The organism is Shewanella oneidensis MR-1, assembly GCF_000146165.2.
In the GTDB taxonomy this organism is placed as follows: Bacteria; Pseudomonadota; Gammaproteobacteria; order Enterobacterales; family Shewanellaceae; genus Shewanella; species Shewanella oneidensis.
Genome location: NC_004347.2, coordinates 245,889 through 259,246, shown reverse-complemented (window position 1 = coordinate 259,246; position 13,358 = coordinate 245,889). Strand labels below are relative to the sequence as shown.

Sequence of the window (13,358 nt, the reverse complement as noted above, 5' to 3'; positions counted from 1 at the left end):
CAGCTAAAAACAAAAAAGCCGAGCTTAGAGCTCGGCTTTTTAAACTTTGTAACCTTAATTACTCAGCAGCTTCAACATCAACAGCTTGAGCAGCTTCTGGACGACCTACTAGCTCGATGTAAGCCATTGGGGCTTTATCACCAGCACGTAAACCGCACTTAAGGATACGGGTATAGCCACCAGGACGTTCCTGGTAACGTGGACCCAATTCAGTGAATAACTTACCTACGACTTCAGCGTCGCGAGTACGTGCAAACGCTAAACGACGGTTTGCAACGCTGTCACTCTTAGCAAGTGTTATCAGAGGCTCAACTACGCGACGCAGTTCTTTCGCTTTAGCTACGGTTGTCTTGATGATCTCATGACGAACCAGTGAGCTTGCCATGTTACGGAACATAGCTTGGCGGTGACTGCTGTTGCGGTTAAGTTGACGACCACTCTTACGATGGCGCATGACCTAATCCTTATAACCTAAATCTGTACAAACCTGAGACTTATAGGTCGTCTGCTAAACTAGCTGGAGGCCAGTTTTCCAAACGCATACCTAACGACAGTCCGCGAGAAGCTAAAACGTCCTTAATTTCAGTAAGAGACTTCTTACCTAAGTTAGGGGTCTTCAGCAACTCAACTTCAGTACGCTGTACCAGATCTCCGATGTAATGAATCGCTTCGGCTTTCAAACAGTTAGCCGAACGTACAGTTAGCTCTAAATCGTCGACAGGACGCAACAGAATCGGATCGAACTCCGGCTTCTCTTCTTTCATTTCTGGCTCAGTCACGTCACGCAGCTCGACAAACGCATCCAGCTGTTCAGCTAAGATGGTTGCAGAACGACGGATAGCTTCCTCAGGATCAATAGTACCGTTAGTGGTCATATCGATAACGAGTTTATCCAAGTCAGTACGCTGTTCAACACGAGCTGCTTCTACATTGTAGGCAATACGTGCGACTGGCGAGAAAGAAGCATCAACCAGCAAACGGCCGATTGGGCGATCATCGTCTTCTGTCTGTGCACGAGCAGATGCTGGCACATAACCACGACCACGCTCAACGCGAATACGCATGCTGATATCATTGTTACCTGTTAAATGACAGATAACATGATCAGGATTCACGATAGTGACATCACCATCATGCGTGATATCTGCTGCGATGACAGGGCCTGCGCCGGACTTGCTTAATGTAAGCATAGCCTCGTCTTTACCCTCGATAGTCACTGCTAAGCCTTTCAGATTTAGCAAGATTTCAAGGATATCTTCTTGTACGCCTTCCTTACTGCTGTATTCGTGCAGTACGCCGTCAATCTCGACTTCGGTAACCGCGCAGCCGGGCATAGACGACAATAGGATGCGACGCAACGCGTTACCTAAAGTGTGGCCGAAACCACGCTCAAGCGGTTCCAAAGTAACCTTGGCACGTGTTGAGTTAACCTGCTCGATATCAACGAGACGCGGTTTAAGAAATTCTGTAACAGAACCCTGCATTGTGTCCTCTCTTGTTTGTTAGCCTTACTTAGAGTAAAGCTCGACGATCAGCTGTTCGTTAATTTCCGCAGACAAATCGCTACGTTCTGGAATACGCTTGAAAGCACCTTCCATTTTCGCGCTGTCGACTTCAACCCATGTAGGCTTCTCGCGTTGAGCAGCCACTTCTAAAGCCGCTTTGATACGAGCTTGAGTGCGTGACTTTTCACGGATGCTTACAACATCATTCGCAGACACTTTGAATGACGGAATGTTAACAACACGACCGTTAACCATAACTGATTTATGGCTTACTAGCTGACGTGATTCTGCACGAGTCGCACCAAAACCCATACGATAAACAACGTTATCTAAACGAGTTTCTAAAAGTTGTAACAGGTTTTCACCAGTGTTACCTTTTAGACGTGCAGCCTCTTTGTAGTAGTTACGGAATTGTTTTTCTAACACACCGTAAATACGACGAACTTTTTGTTTTTCGCGTAACTGTAAACCGTACTCTGACAGACGTGGCTTACGAGCGCCATGCTGTCCTGGTGCAGATTCCAGTTTACACTTAGAATCGATTGCTCTCACACCGCTTTTTAAGAAAAGGTCAGTACCTTCTCGGCGGCTGAGCTTGAGCTTGGGACCCAAGTATCTTGCCATGATCTTTCTCCAACTATCCTAATGAAACGCGTTATACACGACGCTTTTTAGGAGGACGACAACCATTATGAGGGATCGGCGTCACATCGGTAATGTTGGTAATTTTGTAACCAACAGCGTTCAGCGCACGAATGGCTGATTCACGACCTGGACCTGGACCCTTCACAAACACTTCAAGGTTTTTTAAACCGTAGTCTTGAGCAGCAGCACCTGCACGCTCAGCAGCTACCTGTGCAGCAAATGGCGTAGATTTACGTGAACCACGGAAACCTGAACCACCTGAGGTAGCCCATGACAACGCATTACCTTGACGATCTGTAATGGTGACAATTGTGTTGTTGAAAGAAGCATGGATATGAGCCATGCCATCTGCAACCTGTTTACGTACGCGCTTACGCGGAGAACGTGACGGAACTTTAGCCATTGTCTACCTTCCCGTTACTTCTTGATTGGTTTACGTGGACCTTTACGCGTACGCGCATTGGTCTTAGTACGTTGCCCACGAAGAGGCAGGCTACGACGATGGCGGAGACCACGATAACAACCAAGATCCATAAGACGCTTGATGTTCATAGAAATCTCACGACGTAAGTCACCTTCTACTAAGTATTTGGCAACTTCTTCGCGTAGGGTGTCGATTTGAGCTTCGCTCAATTCCTTGATCTTAGCAGTTTCAGCAATTGACGTAGCTGCGCAGATTGCTCTAGCGCGAGTACGGCCGATGCCGAAAATTGCAGTCAATGCGATGACTGTATGCTTTTGATCAGGAATGTTAATGCCAGCGATACGGGCCACTATGCACTCCTTAAGTTAAAGGCCAACTGCGAAAAGCCCGAAAGGATACTCGACAGTTGACAGATTTGCAAACAATATTTGTTCAGCCCAACAGTGGGCTGAACAATTTCACTTTTAGCCTTGACGCTGTTTGTGTTTTGGTTCAACACAGATAACGCGCACAACGCCACTACGCTTGACGATCTTGCAGTTACGGCAGATCTTCTTCACGGAAGCTCGAACTTTCATTTCATCACTCCGTAAAGCTACTTAGCGACCAAAACGATCTAAATTCGCTTTGTTAACTAGGTTAGCTTTCTTCATCACAGACTCATACTGATGTGACATCATATGGGTCTGAACCTGAGCCATGAAGTCCATGATTACGACTACCATAATTAGTAGTGAAGTACCGCCAAAATAGAACTGTACTTTCCACGCAATTAACATGAACTCCGGAATTAAACAGATAAAGGTAATGTATAACGCGCCTGCTAATGTCAAACGGGTCATCACTTTATCAATGTAACGCGAAGTCTGTTCTCCAGGACGGATCCCAGGGATGAATGCACCACTTTTCTTCAAGTTATCTGCTGTTTCACGTGGGTTAAATACCAACGCAGTATAGAAGAAACAGAAGAAAATAATTGCTGCCGCATATAATAATGAGTAAAGCGGTTGTCCAGGAGACACAGCCAGTGAAAAATCACTTAACCATGACATAGACTCATTTTGACCAAACCACTGAGCCAGTGTACCTGGGAACAAAATGATGCTTGACGCAAAAATTGGTGGAATTACACCAGCCATATTTATTTTCAACGGTAGGTGGGTACTTTGCGCAGCGAATACCTTACGGCCTTGCTGACGCTTAGCATAGTTAACAACGATACGACGTTGACCACGCTCCACGAATACCACGAAATAAGTCACAGCGAATATAATTACCGCAAGCAACAACAATACTAACACATTCAGGTCACCTTGACGCGCCTGCTCAGCCGTTTGGCCGATAGCGGAAGGTAATCCAGCAACAATACCTGCGAAAATTAAAATCGAGATACCATTACCTATACCTCGTTCGGTAATTTGCTCACCTAGCCACATCAGAAACATAGTTCCAGTAACTAAACTCACAACGGCAACAAAGTAGAAACCGAATCCAATATTGACCACGAGGCCTGGGACTAAGTTTGGTAACCCTGTTGCAATACCGACCGACTGGAATGTACCCAGCACTAACGTACCCCAACGTGTATATTGACTAATTTTTTTACGTCCTGACTCGCCTTCTTTTTTCAATTCAGCCAGTGCAGGATGCACAACAGTCAATAACTGCATAATAATCGATGCCGAAATGTACGGCATGATACCTAATGCAAAAATGGAAGCACGCTCAAGGGCACCACCCGAGAACATGTTAAACATGCCAAGGATGGTTCCACTTTGCTGAGCAAACAGCTCTGCTAATACAGCTGCGTCAATACCAGGAATTGGTACAAACGAACCGGCCCTAAAGACGATAATCGCACCAATCACGAACAGGAGGCGAGCTTTCAACTCAGAAAGTCCACCTTTCGCGCTTTTTAAATCAAGTCCTGGTTTTGCCATCGACGTATTATTCCTCGATCTTACCGCCAGCAGCTTCAATCGCTGCACGTGCACCTTTGGTTACCTTCAGACCTTTAACGGTCACAGGGCGCTCAATGGTACCTGAAAGAACGATTTTCGCAAACTGGATGTTGCGAGTAATAACGTTCGCATCTTTCAGAGCGTTTAAGTCGATAACATCACCGTTAACTTTAGCCAGTTCGAGTACACGAACTTCAGCTGTTACCATAGCGCGACGCGAGGTAAAACCAAATTTAGGTAAACGGATCTTAAGTGGCATTTGACCACCCTCGAAGCCTGGGCGTACACCGCCACCGCTACGAGATTTTTGGCCTTTATGACCACGACCCGCAGTTTTACCTAAGCCTGAACCCATACCACGGCCTACACGCTTTGGTGCATGCTTAGCGCCTGCAGCTGGAGATAGAGTATTTAAACGCATCTATTAATCCTCCACCTTAACCATGTAGTAGACCTTGTTGATCATACCGCGAACAGAAGGAGTATCTTCTAATTCAACAGTGTGACCAATGCGACGCAAACCAAGACCCGTTAGGGTAGCACGGTGCTTTGGTAAACGACCGATACCACTTTTAGTTTGAGTAACTTTTACAGTTTTAGTTGCCATGGTGCATTACCCCCGAATTTCGTCAACATTCAGGCCACGCTTAGCTGCGATTTGCGAAGGTGACTTCATGTGCACCAATGCATCGACAGTCGCGCGAACGATGTTGATCGGGTTAGTAGAACCGTATGCTTTAGACAGAACGTTATGAACGCCTGCAACTTCCAATACGGCACGCATTGCGCCACCGGCGATAATACCGGTACCCTGTGATGCTGGTTGCATGTATACACGTGAACCAGTATGACGACCTTTAACTGGGTGATGCAGAGTACCTGCATTCAACTCAACGGTCACCATATTACGACGGGCTTTTTCCATAGCTTTTTGAATTGCTGCTGGAACTTCGCGCGCTTTACCATAGCCGTAGCCGACCTTACCATTACCGTCACCCACTACTGTTAGTGCTGTGAAGCTAAAGATACGACCGCCCTTAACTACTTTAGAAACACGATTAACTGCAATTAATTTCTCTTGCAGATCGTCTTTTTGCTGAGCTTCTAATTTAGCCATTTTTATAACCCCTTAGAACTGGAGGCCAGCTTCACGAGCAGCATCTGCTAGAGCAGCTACACGACCGTGATACTTGAAACCAGAACGATCGAACGCAACATTCGTTACGCCTTTTTCGATCGCGCGCTCAGCAACAAACTTACCTACTGCTTTAGCCGCGTCTACGTTACCGGTACTCTTCAGTTGCTCTTTAACCGCTTTTTCCACGGTTGAAGCAGCTGCCACCACCTGAGCTTCAGGATTGATCACCTGAGCATAAATGTGACGCGGTGTACGATGTACAACCAGACGGTTCACGCCCAGCTCTTGGATCTTCTTACGAGCGCGAATAGCGCGACGTAAGCGAGATGTTTTCTTATCCATATCGCGTTACCTACTTCTTCTTAGCCTCTTTACGGCGTACTTCTTCGTCGTCATAGCGAACACCCTTGCCTTTGTATGGCTCTGGTGGACGGTATCCGCGAATCTCAGCAGCGACTTGGCCAATTAACTGTTTATCAACGCCACGTAGGACGATGTCAGTTTGGCTAGGGCACTCTGCAGTAACGCCTGCGGGCAGTTTGTGTACTAACGGATGAGAGAAACCTAAAGTCAGGTCAATGTCAGCACCGACGAGTTTCGCACGGTAACCAACGCCAACTAACTTTAATTTACGCTCAAAACCTTGAGATACACCAACAACCATGTTGTTTACTAATGCACGTGTTGTACCAGCCTGTGCCCAAGCGCCAACAGCGCCCTCAACAGGAAGGAATTTAATCACGCCATTTTCAATAACAACATTGACCGCATTGTTGATCACTCGAGTCAGACTTCCTTTCGCGCCTTTGACGGTCAGGGTCTGTTCGTTTAAGGTCACCTCTACGCCAGCTGGAATAGATACTGGTGCTTTTGCTACACGAGACATTCCTAGCTCCTTATGCTACGTAGCAGATAACCTCGCCACCCATGCCTGCAAGGCGGGCGGCACGATCAGTCATCAGGCCTTTAGAAGTGGACACAATTGCGACACCCAGTCCGCCCATCACTTTAGGAAGTTCGTTTTTACCTTTGTAAATACGAAGACCAGGACGGCTTACACGCTGGATAGTCTCAACGACTGGTTGGCCTTGGAAGTACTTTAACGTAATTTCCAATTCAGGCTTGGCTTCATCTGCTACGGCGTAATCAGCGATGTAACCTTCTTCTTTAAGCAGTTTCGCAATAGCGACTTTCAGCTTAGCAGAAGGCATCTTCACAGATACTTTGTTAGCAGCTTGGCCGTTACGAATACGGGTTAACATATCCGCAATAGGATCTTGCATGCTCATATTAGCTTACTCCGTGACAAGTGCTTACCAGCTAGCCTTACGCAGGCCAGGAACTTCACCACGCATGGTTGCTTCACGTAATTTGATACGGCTTAAGCCGAACTTACGTAGGAAACCATGTGGGCGACCAGTTTGATTACAACGATTGCGTTGACGCGATGCGCTGGAATCACGTGGTAGAGCTTGCAGCTTTAATACTGCATCCCAACGATCTTCATCAGAAGAAGCTGGACTTGCAATAATCACTTTCAGAGCAGCGCGCTTTTCAGCGAACTTAGCTACGAGCTGTGCACGCTTTGCTTCACGTGCTTTCATTGATGTTTTTGCCATTACGCTACCCTTATTTCTTGAATGGGAAGTTAAAAGCGTCTAACAAAGCACGACCTTCTTCATCAGTCTTCGCAGAGGTAGTGATAACAATATCCATACCGCGAATTTTATCGATTTTATCGTAATCGATCTCTGGGAAAATGATCTGCTCACGCACGCCCATCGCGTAGTTACCACGGCCGTCGAACGCTTTAGCGCTCAGACCACGGAAGTCACGGATACGTGGGATTGCGATGTCAACTAAACGCTCTAAGAATTCCCACATACGCTCACCGCGCAGGGTCACTTTACAGCCAATAGGGTAGCCTTCACGGATTTTAAAACCAGCAACTGATTTACGAGCAACAGTTACTACTGGTTTTTGACCAGCAATTGCAGTCATGTCACGAACAGCATGTTCCATAACTTTTTTATCTGCAACGGCTTCGCCAACACCCATGTTCAGGGTGATTTTCTCAATCCGAGGGACTTGCATGACACTGGTATAACCGAACTTTTGAGTCAGTTCAGCGACAACAGTCTCTTGATATTTATCATGCAGTTTCGCCATCGTTTACTCCAGTTACTTAACGAGTTCACTGTTCGATTTAAAGAAACGAACTTTTTTGCCGTCTTCAAATCGGAAACCAACACGATCCGCCTTGCCTGTGACAGGGTTAAAGATCGCAACATTTGATGCTTGAATCGGTGCTTCTTTCTCAACAATACCACCGGCTACACCCAGTTGTGGGTTTGGCTTTTGGTGTTTCTTGACAAGATTGATGCCTTCAACAATTAACTTACCAGTAGGTAATACTTGAGCAACTTTAGCACGCTTGCCCTTGTCTTTACCTGCTAATACGATTACTTCGTCTTGACGACGGATTTTAGCTGCCATTTTGAAGCTCCTTACAGTACTTCTGGTGCCAGCGAGACAATTTTCATAAATTGCTCATTACGCAATTCACGTGTCACTGGTCCAAAGATACGAGTACCAATCGGCTGCAGGTTGTTGTTCAAAAGAACAGCTGCATTCCGATCGAAGCGAATGACAGAACCGTCTGGACGACGTACGCCTTTCTTAGTACGGACTACCACCGCGTTATACACATCACCTTTCTTCGCTTTAGCGCGAGGAATTGCTTCTTTAACAGAAACTTTGATGATGTCGCCGATACCGGCATAACGACGATGAGAGCCACCCAAGACCTTAATACACTGAACTCTGCGTGCGCCGCTGTTACATGCGACGTCAAGAGTCGATTGCATTTGGATCATTTTAAGTGCTCCGCTATCGTTACTACACAATTCCCACTATGGGACTATAAACACCATTTTTGCTTTGAATTTAGTCAAAAATGGGGCGCAAATATAACACCATAAACATGGAATGTATAGTATTAAAAAACAAACGGCCCCAAATACTGGAGCCGTTTACCTAAATACCTAATATGATTAGGCCTTTGATACTACTTCAACCAGGGTCCAAGATTTAGTCTTAGACAAAGGACGACATTCGCGAATCGCGACTACGTCACCTTCATTGCACTGATTAGCTTCGTCATGTGCATGGATCTTAGTCGTACGCTTAATGTATTTCCCATAGATTGGGTGTTTCACTTGGCGTTCGATAGCTACAGTAATGGTTTTATCCATTTTGTTGCTAGTGACACGACCTTGCAAAGTACGGATTTTATCAGACATTATGCACCCGCCTTAGAAGTAATAATGGTCTTAACGCGCGCAATATTACGGCGCACTAATTTCAGTTGATGAGTCTGAGTCAACTGACCAGTGGCGTGTTGCATACGCAGGTTGAACTGCTCACGCAGCAGACCAAGTAGTTCAGCGTTCAGTTCTTCAACGCTCTTTTCTCTTAGTTCGCTCGCTTTCATTACATCACCGTCTTAGTTACGAAGGTAGTCTTGATTGGAAGCTTGGCAGCAGCTAAAGCAAACGCTTCACGAGCGATCACTTCAGAAACACCATTCATCTCATAAAGAACCTTACCAGGTTGAATCTGACATACCCAGTATTCAACGTTACCTTTACCTTTACCCATACGCACTTCAAGAGGCTTAGAGGTAATAGGTTTGTCCGGGAAAACTCGAATCCAAATTTGTCCCTGACGCTTAATGTGACGTGTCATGGCACGACGTGCAGATTCGATCTGACGTGCAGTTAAACGACCACGGCCGACTGCTTTCAGACCAAAAGTACCAAAGCTAACTTCGGTACCGTTCGCTAGACCGCGGTTGCGGCCTTTGAACATCTTGCGAAACTTCATACGTTTAGGTTGCAGCATTGCCGGCTCTCCTATTTACCACGAGGCTTGCGCTTAGGTTGCTGCTGTTTCGGCTCTTCAATCTGTGGCAGCATTCCGTCCAGAACTTCACCTTTGAAGATCCAAACTTTAATACCAATCACACCGTATTGAGTGTGACTTTCAGAGGTTGAATAGTCGATATCAGCACGCAGTGTGTGCAAAGGTACACGACCTTCACGGTACCACTCAGAGCGCGCAATCTCAGCACCGCCTAAACGGCCACTAACTTCAACTTTGATACCTTGAGCACCAATACGCATTGCGTTTTGTACCGCACGCTTCATCGCGCGACGGAACATAACACGGCGCTCTAATTGCTGTGCAATAGAGTCAGCAACTAACTTGGCATCTAGCTCAGGTTTACGGATCTCAGCGATGTTAATTTGAGCAGGAGTGCCAGCCAGTTTTGAAACTGCAGCACGCAATACTTCAACGTCTTCACCTTTCTTACCGATCACAACGCCTGGACGGGCAGTGTGAATAGTAACGCGGATGCTTTTCGCTGGGCGTTCAATAACAATCTTAGATACTGACGCAGCTTGCAGTTTGTCTGCAAGATACTTACGCACTTCCCAGTCGCTGTTCAGGTTATTTGCATAATCTGACTTATCTGCGTACCAGGTAGAGATCCAAGGCTTGGTGATACCCAGACGGATACCATTAGGATGTACTTTCTGTCCCATTGCTCTCTCCTAGCGATCTGATACAACCACAGTGATGTGGCTGGTACGCTTCATGATACGATCAGCGCGGCCTTTAGCACGTGGCATGATACGCTTCATAGTTGGACCCTCGTCAACGAAGACGGCGCCTACTTTTAGCTCATCAATATCCGCGCCTTCGTTGTGTTCGGCGTTTGCGATAGCTGAGTCAAGTACTTTTTTAACCAGTACGGCGGCTTTCTTTGGGCTGAAAGTCAAAATCTCGAGGGCCTTAGCAACAGGCAAACCACGAATTTGATCAGCAACGAGACGAGCCTTCTGCGCAGACGTACGGGCAAAACGATGTTTAGCTAAAACTTCCATCTTATTCCTCCCGTATTAACGCTTCTTCGCTTTCTTATCAGCAGCATGGCCGCGATAAGTGCGAGTTGGTGAGAATTCACCAAGTTTGTGGCCGATCATTTCGTCAGTTACGAACACAGGAACGTGCTGACGACCATTATGGACAGCGATGGTCAAACCAATCATATTTGGAATGATCATAGAGCGACGTGACCAAGTCTTAATAGGCTTCTTGTCACCGGCTTCCATCGCTTTCTCTACCTTCTTCAGCAAGTGCAGGTCAATGAAGGGACCTTTCTTGAGAGAACGTGGCATGGCGAATCCTCTTACTATTTATTACGACGACGTACGATGTACTTGTCAGTGCGCTTGTTACTACGGGTCTTATAACCCTTAGTTGGCACACCCCATGGAGTCACTGGGTGACGACCACCAGAAGTACGGCCTTCACCACCACCGTGTGGATGGTCTACCGGGTTCATTGCAACACCGCGAACTGTTGGGCGAATGCCTCTCCAGCGCTTAGCACCTGCTTTACCTAACTGGCGTAGCATGTGTTCGGCATTACCAACTTCACCAAATGTTGCGCGGCAATCAACTGGCACTTTGCGCATTTCGCCAGAGCGAAGACGTAAAGTTGCATATGCGCCATCACGAGCAACAACTTGCACATAAGCACCCGCTGAACGCGCGATCTGAGCACCTTTACCAGGCTTCATTTCTACAGCGTGCACAACAGAACCTACTGGAATGTTGCGCAGTGGCATTGCGTTACCGGTTTTGATTTCGGCTTCAACACCAGACTGGATTTTATCGCCAGCTTGCATACCTTTGGCAGCAAGAATATAACGACGCTCACCATCCGCATACAGTACTAAAGCGATGTGCGCAGTACGGTTTGGATCGTATTCCAGACGCTCAATTTTTGCAGGGATACCGTCTTTATCGCGTTTGAAGTCGATTAAACGGTAATGCTGCTTGTGACCGCCACCAACGTGACGAACAGTGATACGGCCAGTATTGTTACGGCCACCACTTTTAGATTTTTTTGCCAACAGGCCAGCAAAGGGTTTACCCTTATGCAGGTCAGAGTTCACCACTTTAACTACGTGGCGACGACCTGGAGAGGTTGGCTTACACTTAATAACTGCCATGATAATTCTCCTTTGCTTACTCAGCGCCGCCGACGAAATCGATGTCAGCACCTGCAGCTAAAGTAACGTAGGCTTTTTTCCAATCGCTACGACGACCAGTACGGCCACCAGTGCGTTTAGTTTTGCCTTTGCTCACTAAAGTGCGAACTGACTCAACTTCAACTTCAAATAGCTTAGCAACAGCAGCTTTAATTTCAGCTTTAGTTGCATCGATAGCTACGCGGAAAACAACAGTGTTGTGCTTCTCAGCATTCACAGTGCTCTTTTCAGAGATGTGAGGAGCAAGAATTACTTTTAGCAAACGTTCTTCGCGGATCATCATGCTAGCATCTCCTCGATTTGCTTAACTGCATCAGCAGTCACAAGCACTGTGTTGAACGCGATTAGACTTACTGGGTCTAGACCCGCAACGTCACGAACGTCAACCTTGTACAGGTTGCGAGCTGCTAAGAATAAATTCTCGTCAACTTCTGAAGTCACAATTAACACGTCTTCTAAGTTCATTGCTTTCAGTTTAGCTTTCAGCTCTTTAGTTTTAGGAGCTTCAACGCTGAATGATTCAACAACCACCAGACGGTCTTGACGTACCAGCTCAGACAGAATGCTTTTCAGCGCGCCGCGGTACATCTTCTTGTTTACTTTTTGGCTGTGATCTTGAGTTTTAGCAGCGAAAGTTACGCCACCGCCACGCCAGATTGGGCCCTTAACACCACCCGCACGAGCGCGGCCAGTGCCTTTTTGGCGCCATGGCTTTTTGCCAGAGCCAGTTACTTCCGCACGAGTCTTTTGAGCACGAGTGCCCTGACGCGCGTTTGCAGCGTATGCTACAACTACCTGATGAACCAGTGCCTCGTTAAAGTCACGGCCGAAGGTAGTTTCGGAAACTTCAAGAGCGCTTTGCGCGTCTTTCAATACCAATTCCATTACTATCTCCTCAGACCTTAAGCTTTAACTGCAGGCTTGATGATCAGGTCGCCATTAGTTGCGCCCGGAACAGCACCTTTAACCAGTAGCAGGTTACGTTCAACATCTACACGTACAACGTCTAGATTTTGAGTAGTAACACGCTCGGCACCCATGTGGCCTGACATTTTCTTGCCTTTAAATACGCGACCAGGCGTTTGGTTCTGACCGATAGAACCGTTCGAACGGTGCGACAAAGAGTTACCGTGTGTCATATCTTGAGTACGGAAGTTCCAGCGCTTAACACCGCCTTGGAAACCTTTACCTTTAGATTGACCAGTAACGTCAACTTTCGCTACATCAGCGAAGATACCTACGTTTAGCTCAGCACCAACTTCAATGCCTTCGCCTTCACCGTCTGCCAGACGCAATTCCCACAGTCCACGACCGGCTTCAACGCCGCTCTTAGCAAAGTGACCTGCTTCTGGTTTAGTGATGCGATTGGCTTTTTTGGTACCAGTAGTAACTTGAAGTGCGCGGTAACCGTCAGTTTCTAAAGTTTTCACTTGAGTAACACGGTTGCCAGCAACTTCAATTACTGTAACAGGTATAGAAACACCATCTTCAGTGAAGATGCGAGTCATACCAACTTTACGACCAATAAGACCGATAGCCATCTCTCAAACCTCTTCTAAGGATC

At 46.7% G+C, this 13,358-nt stretch carries 27 protein-coding genes; all 27 read right to left on the bottom strand.

Annotated features, from left to right (window positions below):
* Positions 1-58: 58 nt before the first annotated feature.
* On the bottom strand, positions 59-454 hold the full coding sequence (gene rplQ, locus SO_RS01230; RefSeq protein WP_007644470.1) for a 50S ribosomal protein L17: 396 nt from the start codon (positions 452-454) through the stop codon (positions 59-61).
* Positions 455-494: 40 nt separating this feature from the next.
* Positions 495-1,484, bottom strand: a complete 990-nt coding sequence (locus tag SO_RS01225) for a DNA-directed RNA polymerase subunit alpha (RefSeq protein WP_011070632.1) — start codon at positions 1,482-1,484, stop codon at positions 495-497.
* Positions 1,485-1,508: 24 nt separating this feature from the next.
* Complete coding sequence (gene rpsD / locus SO_RS01220) at positions 1,509-2,129, bottom strand: 30S ribosomal protein S4 (RefSeq protein ID WP_011070631.1); 621 nt, start codon at positions 2,127-2,129, stop codon at positions 1,509-1,511.
* 31 nt (positions 2,130-2,160) lie between these two features.
* Positions 2,161-2,553, bottom strand: coding sequence for a 30S ribosomal protein S11 (gene rpsK / locus SO_RS01215; RefSeq protein WP_006083577.1), 393 nt, complete (start codon positions 2,551-2,553; stop codon positions 2,161-2,163).
* A gap of 14 nt (positions 2,554-2,567) precedes the next feature.
* Positions 2,568-2,924, bottom strand: a complete 357-nt coding sequence (gene rpsM, locus SO_RS01210; RefSeq protein ID WP_011070630.1) for a 30S ribosomal protein S13 — start codon at positions 2,922-2,924, stop codon at positions 2,568-2,570.
* A gap of 114 nt (positions 2,925-3,038) precedes the next feature.
* A complete protein-coding gene (rpmJ, locus tag SO_RS01205) occupies positions 3,039-3,152 on the bottom strand; it encodes a 50S ribosomal protein L36 (RefSeq protein WP_006083579.1) in 114 nt (37 codons plus the stop codon).
* Between the two features lie 21 nt (positions 3,153-3,173).
* The gene (secY, locus tag SO_RS01200) at positions 3,174-4,514 is read right to left on the bottom strand and encodes a preprotein translocase subunit SecY (protein WP_011070629.1); all 1,341 of its coding nucleotides are present in this window, start codon (positions 4,512-4,514) and stop codon (positions 3,174-3,176) included.
* 7 nt (positions 4,515-4,521) lie between these two features.
* Positions 4,522-4,956 (bottom strand): 50S ribosomal protein L15, encoded by a 435-nt coding sequence (gene rplO, locus SO_RS01195; protein WP_011070628.1) that lies wholly within the window; start codon positions 4,954-4,956, stop codon positions 4,522-4,524.
* 3 nt (positions 4,957-4,959) lie between these two features.
* On the bottom strand, positions 4,960-5,142 hold the full coding sequence (gene rpmD / locus SO_RS01190; protein WP_006083582.1) for a 50S ribosomal protein L30: 183 nt from the start codon (positions 5,140-5,142) through the stop codon (positions 4,960-4,962).
* A gap of 6 nt (positions 5,143-5,148) precedes the next feature.
* Positions 5,149-5,652: a 30S ribosomal protein S5 gene (gene rpsE / locus SO_RS01185; RefSeq protein ID WP_007644438.1), complete on the bottom strand. Its 504-nt coding sequence runs from the start codon at positions 5,650-5,652 to the stop codon at positions 5,149-5,151.
* A gap of 12 nt (positions 5,653-5,664) precedes the next feature.
* Entirely contained in the window at positions 5,665-6,015 is a 351-nt protein-coding gene (gene rplR, locus SO_RS01180) for a 50S ribosomal protein L18 (RefSeq protein ID WP_011070627.1), read from the bottom strand.
* Between the two features lie 10 nt (positions 6,016-6,025).
* Positions 6,026-6,559 (bottom strand): 50S ribosomal protein L6, encoded by a 534-nt coding sequence (rplF, locus tag SO_RS01175; protein WP_011070626.1) that lies wholly within the window; start codon positions 6,557-6,559, stop codon positions 6,026-6,028.
* A gap of 10 nt (positions 6,560-6,569) precedes the next feature.
* Positions 6,570-6,962 (bottom strand): 30S ribosomal protein S8, encoded by a 393-nt coding sequence (gene rpsH, locus SO_RS01170; protein ID WP_007644434.1) that lies wholly within the window; start codon positions 6,960-6,962, stop codon positions 6,570-6,572.
* Between the two features lie 24 nt (positions 6,963-6,986).
* Positions 6,987-7,292 (bottom strand): 30S ribosomal protein S14, encoded by a 306-nt coding sequence (gene rpsN / locus SO_RS01165; protein ID WP_011070625.1) that lies wholly within the window; start codon positions 7,290-7,292, stop codon positions 6,987-6,989.
* A gap of 10 nt (positions 7,293-7,302) precedes the next feature.
* Positions 7,303-7,842 (bottom strand): 50S ribosomal protein L5, encoded by a 540-nt coding sequence (gene rplE, locus SO_RS01160; protein ID WP_011070624.1) that lies wholly within the window; start codon positions 7,840-7,842, stop codon positions 7,303-7,305.
* Between the two features lie 12 nt (positions 7,843-7,854).
* Positions 7,855-8,169, bottom strand: coding sequence for a 50S ribosomal protein L24 (gene rplX, locus SO_RS01155; protein WP_011070623.1), 315 nt, complete (start codon positions 8,167-8,169; stop codon positions 7,855-7,857).
* A gap of 11 nt (positions 8,170-8,180) precedes the next feature.
* Positions 8,181-8,549, bottom strand: a complete 369-nt coding sequence (gene rplN / locus SO_RS01150) for a 50S ribosomal protein L14 (protein ID WP_006083590.1) — start codon at positions 8,547-8,549, stop codon at positions 8,181-8,183.
* A gap of 177 nt (positions 8,550-8,726) precedes the next feature.
* Positions 8,727-8,975, bottom strand: a complete 249-nt coding sequence (rpsQ, locus tag SO_RS01145; RefSeq protein WP_011070622.1) for a 30S ribosomal protein S17 — start codon at positions 8,973-8,975, stop codon at positions 8,727-8,729.
* Complete coding sequence (rpmC, locus tag SO_RS01140; RefSeq protein ID WP_007644429.1) at positions 8,975-9,166, bottom strand: 50S ribosomal protein L29; 192 nt, start codon at positions 9,164-9,166, stop codon at positions 8,975-8,977. Before rpmC ends, rpsQ begins: the two co-directional genes overlap by 1 nt.
* Positions 9,166-9,576: a 50S ribosomal protein L16 gene (rplP, locus tag SO_RS01135; RefSeq protein WP_006083593.1), complete on the bottom strand. Its 411-nt coding sequence runs from the start codon at positions 9,574-9,576 to the stop codon at positions 9,166-9,168. Before rplP ends, rpmC begins: the two co-directional genes overlap by 1 nt.
* A gap of 11 nt (positions 9,577-9,587) precedes the next feature.
* Positions 9,588-10,280, bottom strand: a complete 693-nt coding sequence (gene rpsC / locus SO_RS01130) for a 30S ribosomal protein S3 (RefSeq protein WP_011070621.1) — start codon at positions 10,278-10,280, stop codon at positions 9,588-9,590.
* Between the two features lie 9 nt (positions 10,281-10,289).
* Positions 10,290-10,622, bottom strand: a complete 333-nt coding sequence (gene rplV, locus SO_RS01125; protein ID WP_006083595.1) for a 50S ribosomal protein L22 — start codon at positions 10,620-10,622, stop codon at positions 10,290-10,292.
* A 15-nt stretch (positions 10,623-10,637) separates the two neighbouring features.
* A complete protein-coding gene (gene rpsS / locus SO_RS01120; RefSeq protein ID WP_006083596.1) occupies positions 10,638-10,916 on the bottom strand; it encodes a 30S ribosomal protein S19 in 279 nt (92 codons plus the stop codon).
* Between the two features lie 14 nt (positions 10,917-10,930).
* A complete protein-coding gene (gene rplB, locus SO_RS01115; RefSeq protein WP_011070620.1) occupies positions 10,931-11,755 on the bottom strand; it encodes a 50S ribosomal protein L2 in 825 nt (274 codons plus the stop codon).
* A gap of 16 nt (positions 11,756-11,771) precedes the next feature.
* A complete protein-coding gene (rplW, locus tag SO_RS01110; RefSeq protein ID WP_037421480.1) occupies positions 11,772-12,074 on the bottom strand; it encodes a 50S ribosomal protein L23 in 303 nt (100 codons plus the stop codon).
* Positions 12,074-12,679 (bottom strand): 50S ribosomal protein L4, encoded by a 606-nt coding sequence (rplD, locus tag SO_RS01105; protein WP_011070618.1) that lies wholly within the window; start codon positions 12,677-12,679, stop codon positions 12,074-12,076. Before rplD ends, rplW begins: the two co-directional genes overlap by 1 nt.
* A 17-nt stretch (positions 12,680-12,696) precedes the next feature.
* Positions 12,697-13,335, bottom strand: coding sequence for a 50S ribosomal protein L3 (gene rplC / locus SO_RS01100; protein WP_011070617.1), 639 nt, complete (start codon positions 13,333-13,335; stop codon positions 12,697-12,699).
* Positions 13,336-13,358 lie beyond the last annotated feature (23 nt).

Coding starts and splice junctions, on each gene's coding strand:
- rplQ (WP_007644470.1), bottom strand. CDS start 454: ATGCGCCATCGTAAGAGTGGTCGTCAACTTAACCGCAACAGCAGTCAC.
- rplR (WP_011070627.1), bottom strand. CDS start 6,015: ATGGATAAGAAAACATCTCGCTTACGTCGCGCTATTCGCGCTCGTAAG.
- rplE (WP_011070624.1), bottom strand. CDS start 7,842: ATGGCGAAACTGCATGATAAATATCAAGAGACTGTTGTCGCTGAACTG.
- rpsE (WP_007644438.1), bottom strand. CDS start 5,652: ATGGCTAAATTAGAAGCTCAGCAAAAAGACGATCTGCAAGAGAAATTA.
- secY (WP_011070629.1), bottom strand. CDS start 4,514: ATGGCAAAACCAGGACTTGATTTAAAAAGCGCGAAAGGTGGACTTTCT.
- rplF (WP_011070626.1), bottom strand. CDS start 6,559: ATGTCTCGTGTAGCAAAAGCACCAGTATCTATTCCAGCTGGCGTAGAG.
- rpsC (WP_011070621.1), bottom strand. CDS start 10,280: ATGGGACAGAAAGTACATCCTAATGGTATCCGTCTGGGTATCACCAAG.
- rpsS (WP_006083596.1), bottom strand. CDS start 10,916: ATGCCACGTTCTCTCAAGAAAGGTCCCTTCATTGACCTGCACTTGCTG.
- rplD (WP_011070618.1), bottom strand. CDS start 12,679: ATGGAATTGGTATTGAAAGACGCGCAAAGCGCTCTTGAAGTTTCCGAA.
- rplV (WP_006083595.1), bottom strand. CDS start 10,622: ATGGAAGTTTTAGCTAAACATCGTTTTGCCCGTACGTCTGCGCAGAAG.
- rpsH (WP_007644434.1), bottom strand. CDS start 6,962: ATGAGCATGCAAGATCCTATTGCGGATATGTTAACCCGTATTCGTAAC.
- rpsK (WP_006083577.1), bottom strand. CDS start 2,553: ATGGCTAAAGTTCCGTCACGTTCTCCGCGTAAGCGCGTACGTAAACAG.
- SO_RS01225 (WP_011070632.1), bottom strand. CDS start 1,484: ATGCAGGGTTCTGTTACAGAATTTCTTAAACCGCGTCTCGTTGATATC.
- rplC (WP_011070617.1), bottom strand. CDS start 13,335: ATGGCTATCGGTCTTATTGGTCGTAAAGTTGGTATGACTCGCATCTTC.
- rpmD (WP_006083582.1), bottom strand. CDS start 5,142: ATGGCAACTAAAACTGTAAAAGTTACTCAAACTAAAAGTGGTATCGGT.
- rpsD (WP_011070631.1), bottom strand. CDS start 2,129: ATGGCAAGATACTTGGGTCCCAAGCTCAAGCTCAGCCGCCGAGAAGGT.
- rpsN (WP_011070625.1), bottom strand. CDS start 7,292: ATGGCAAAAACATCAATGAAAGCACGTGAAGCAAAGCGTGCACAGCTC.
- rplP (WP_006083593.1), bottom strand. CDS start 9,576: ATGCTGCAACCTAAACGTATGAAGTTTCGCAAGATGTTCAAAGGCCGC.
- rpsQ (WP_011070622.1), bottom strand. CDS start 8,975: ATGTCTGATAAAATCCGTACTTTGCAAGGTCGTGTCACTAGCAACAAA.
- rplO (WP_011070628.1), bottom strand. CDS start 4,956: ATGCGTTTAAATACTCTATCTCCAGCTGCAGGCGCTAAGCATGCACCA.
- rpmC (WP_007644429.1), bottom strand. CDS start 9,166: ATGAAAGCGAGCGAACTAAGAGAAAAGAGCGTTGAAGAACTGAACGCT.
- rplN (WP_006083590.1), bottom strand. CDS start 8,549: ATGATCCAAATGCAATCGACTCTTGACGTCGCATGTAACAGCGGCGCA.
- rplX (WP_011070623.1), bottom strand. CDS start 8,169: ATGGCAGCTAAAATCCGTCGTCAAGACGAAGTAATCGTATTAGCAGGT.
- rpmJ (WP_006083579.1), bottom strand. CDS start 3,152: ATGAAAGTTCGAGCTTCCGTGAAGAAGATCTGCCGTAACTGCAAGATC.
- rplB (WP_011070620.1), bottom strand. CDS start 11,755: ATGGCAGTTATTAAGTGTAAGCCAACCTCTCCAGGTCGTCGCCACGTA.
- rplW (WP_037421480.1), bottom strand. CDS start 12,074: ATGATCCGCGAAGAACGTTTGCTAAAAGTAATTCTTGCTCCTCACATC.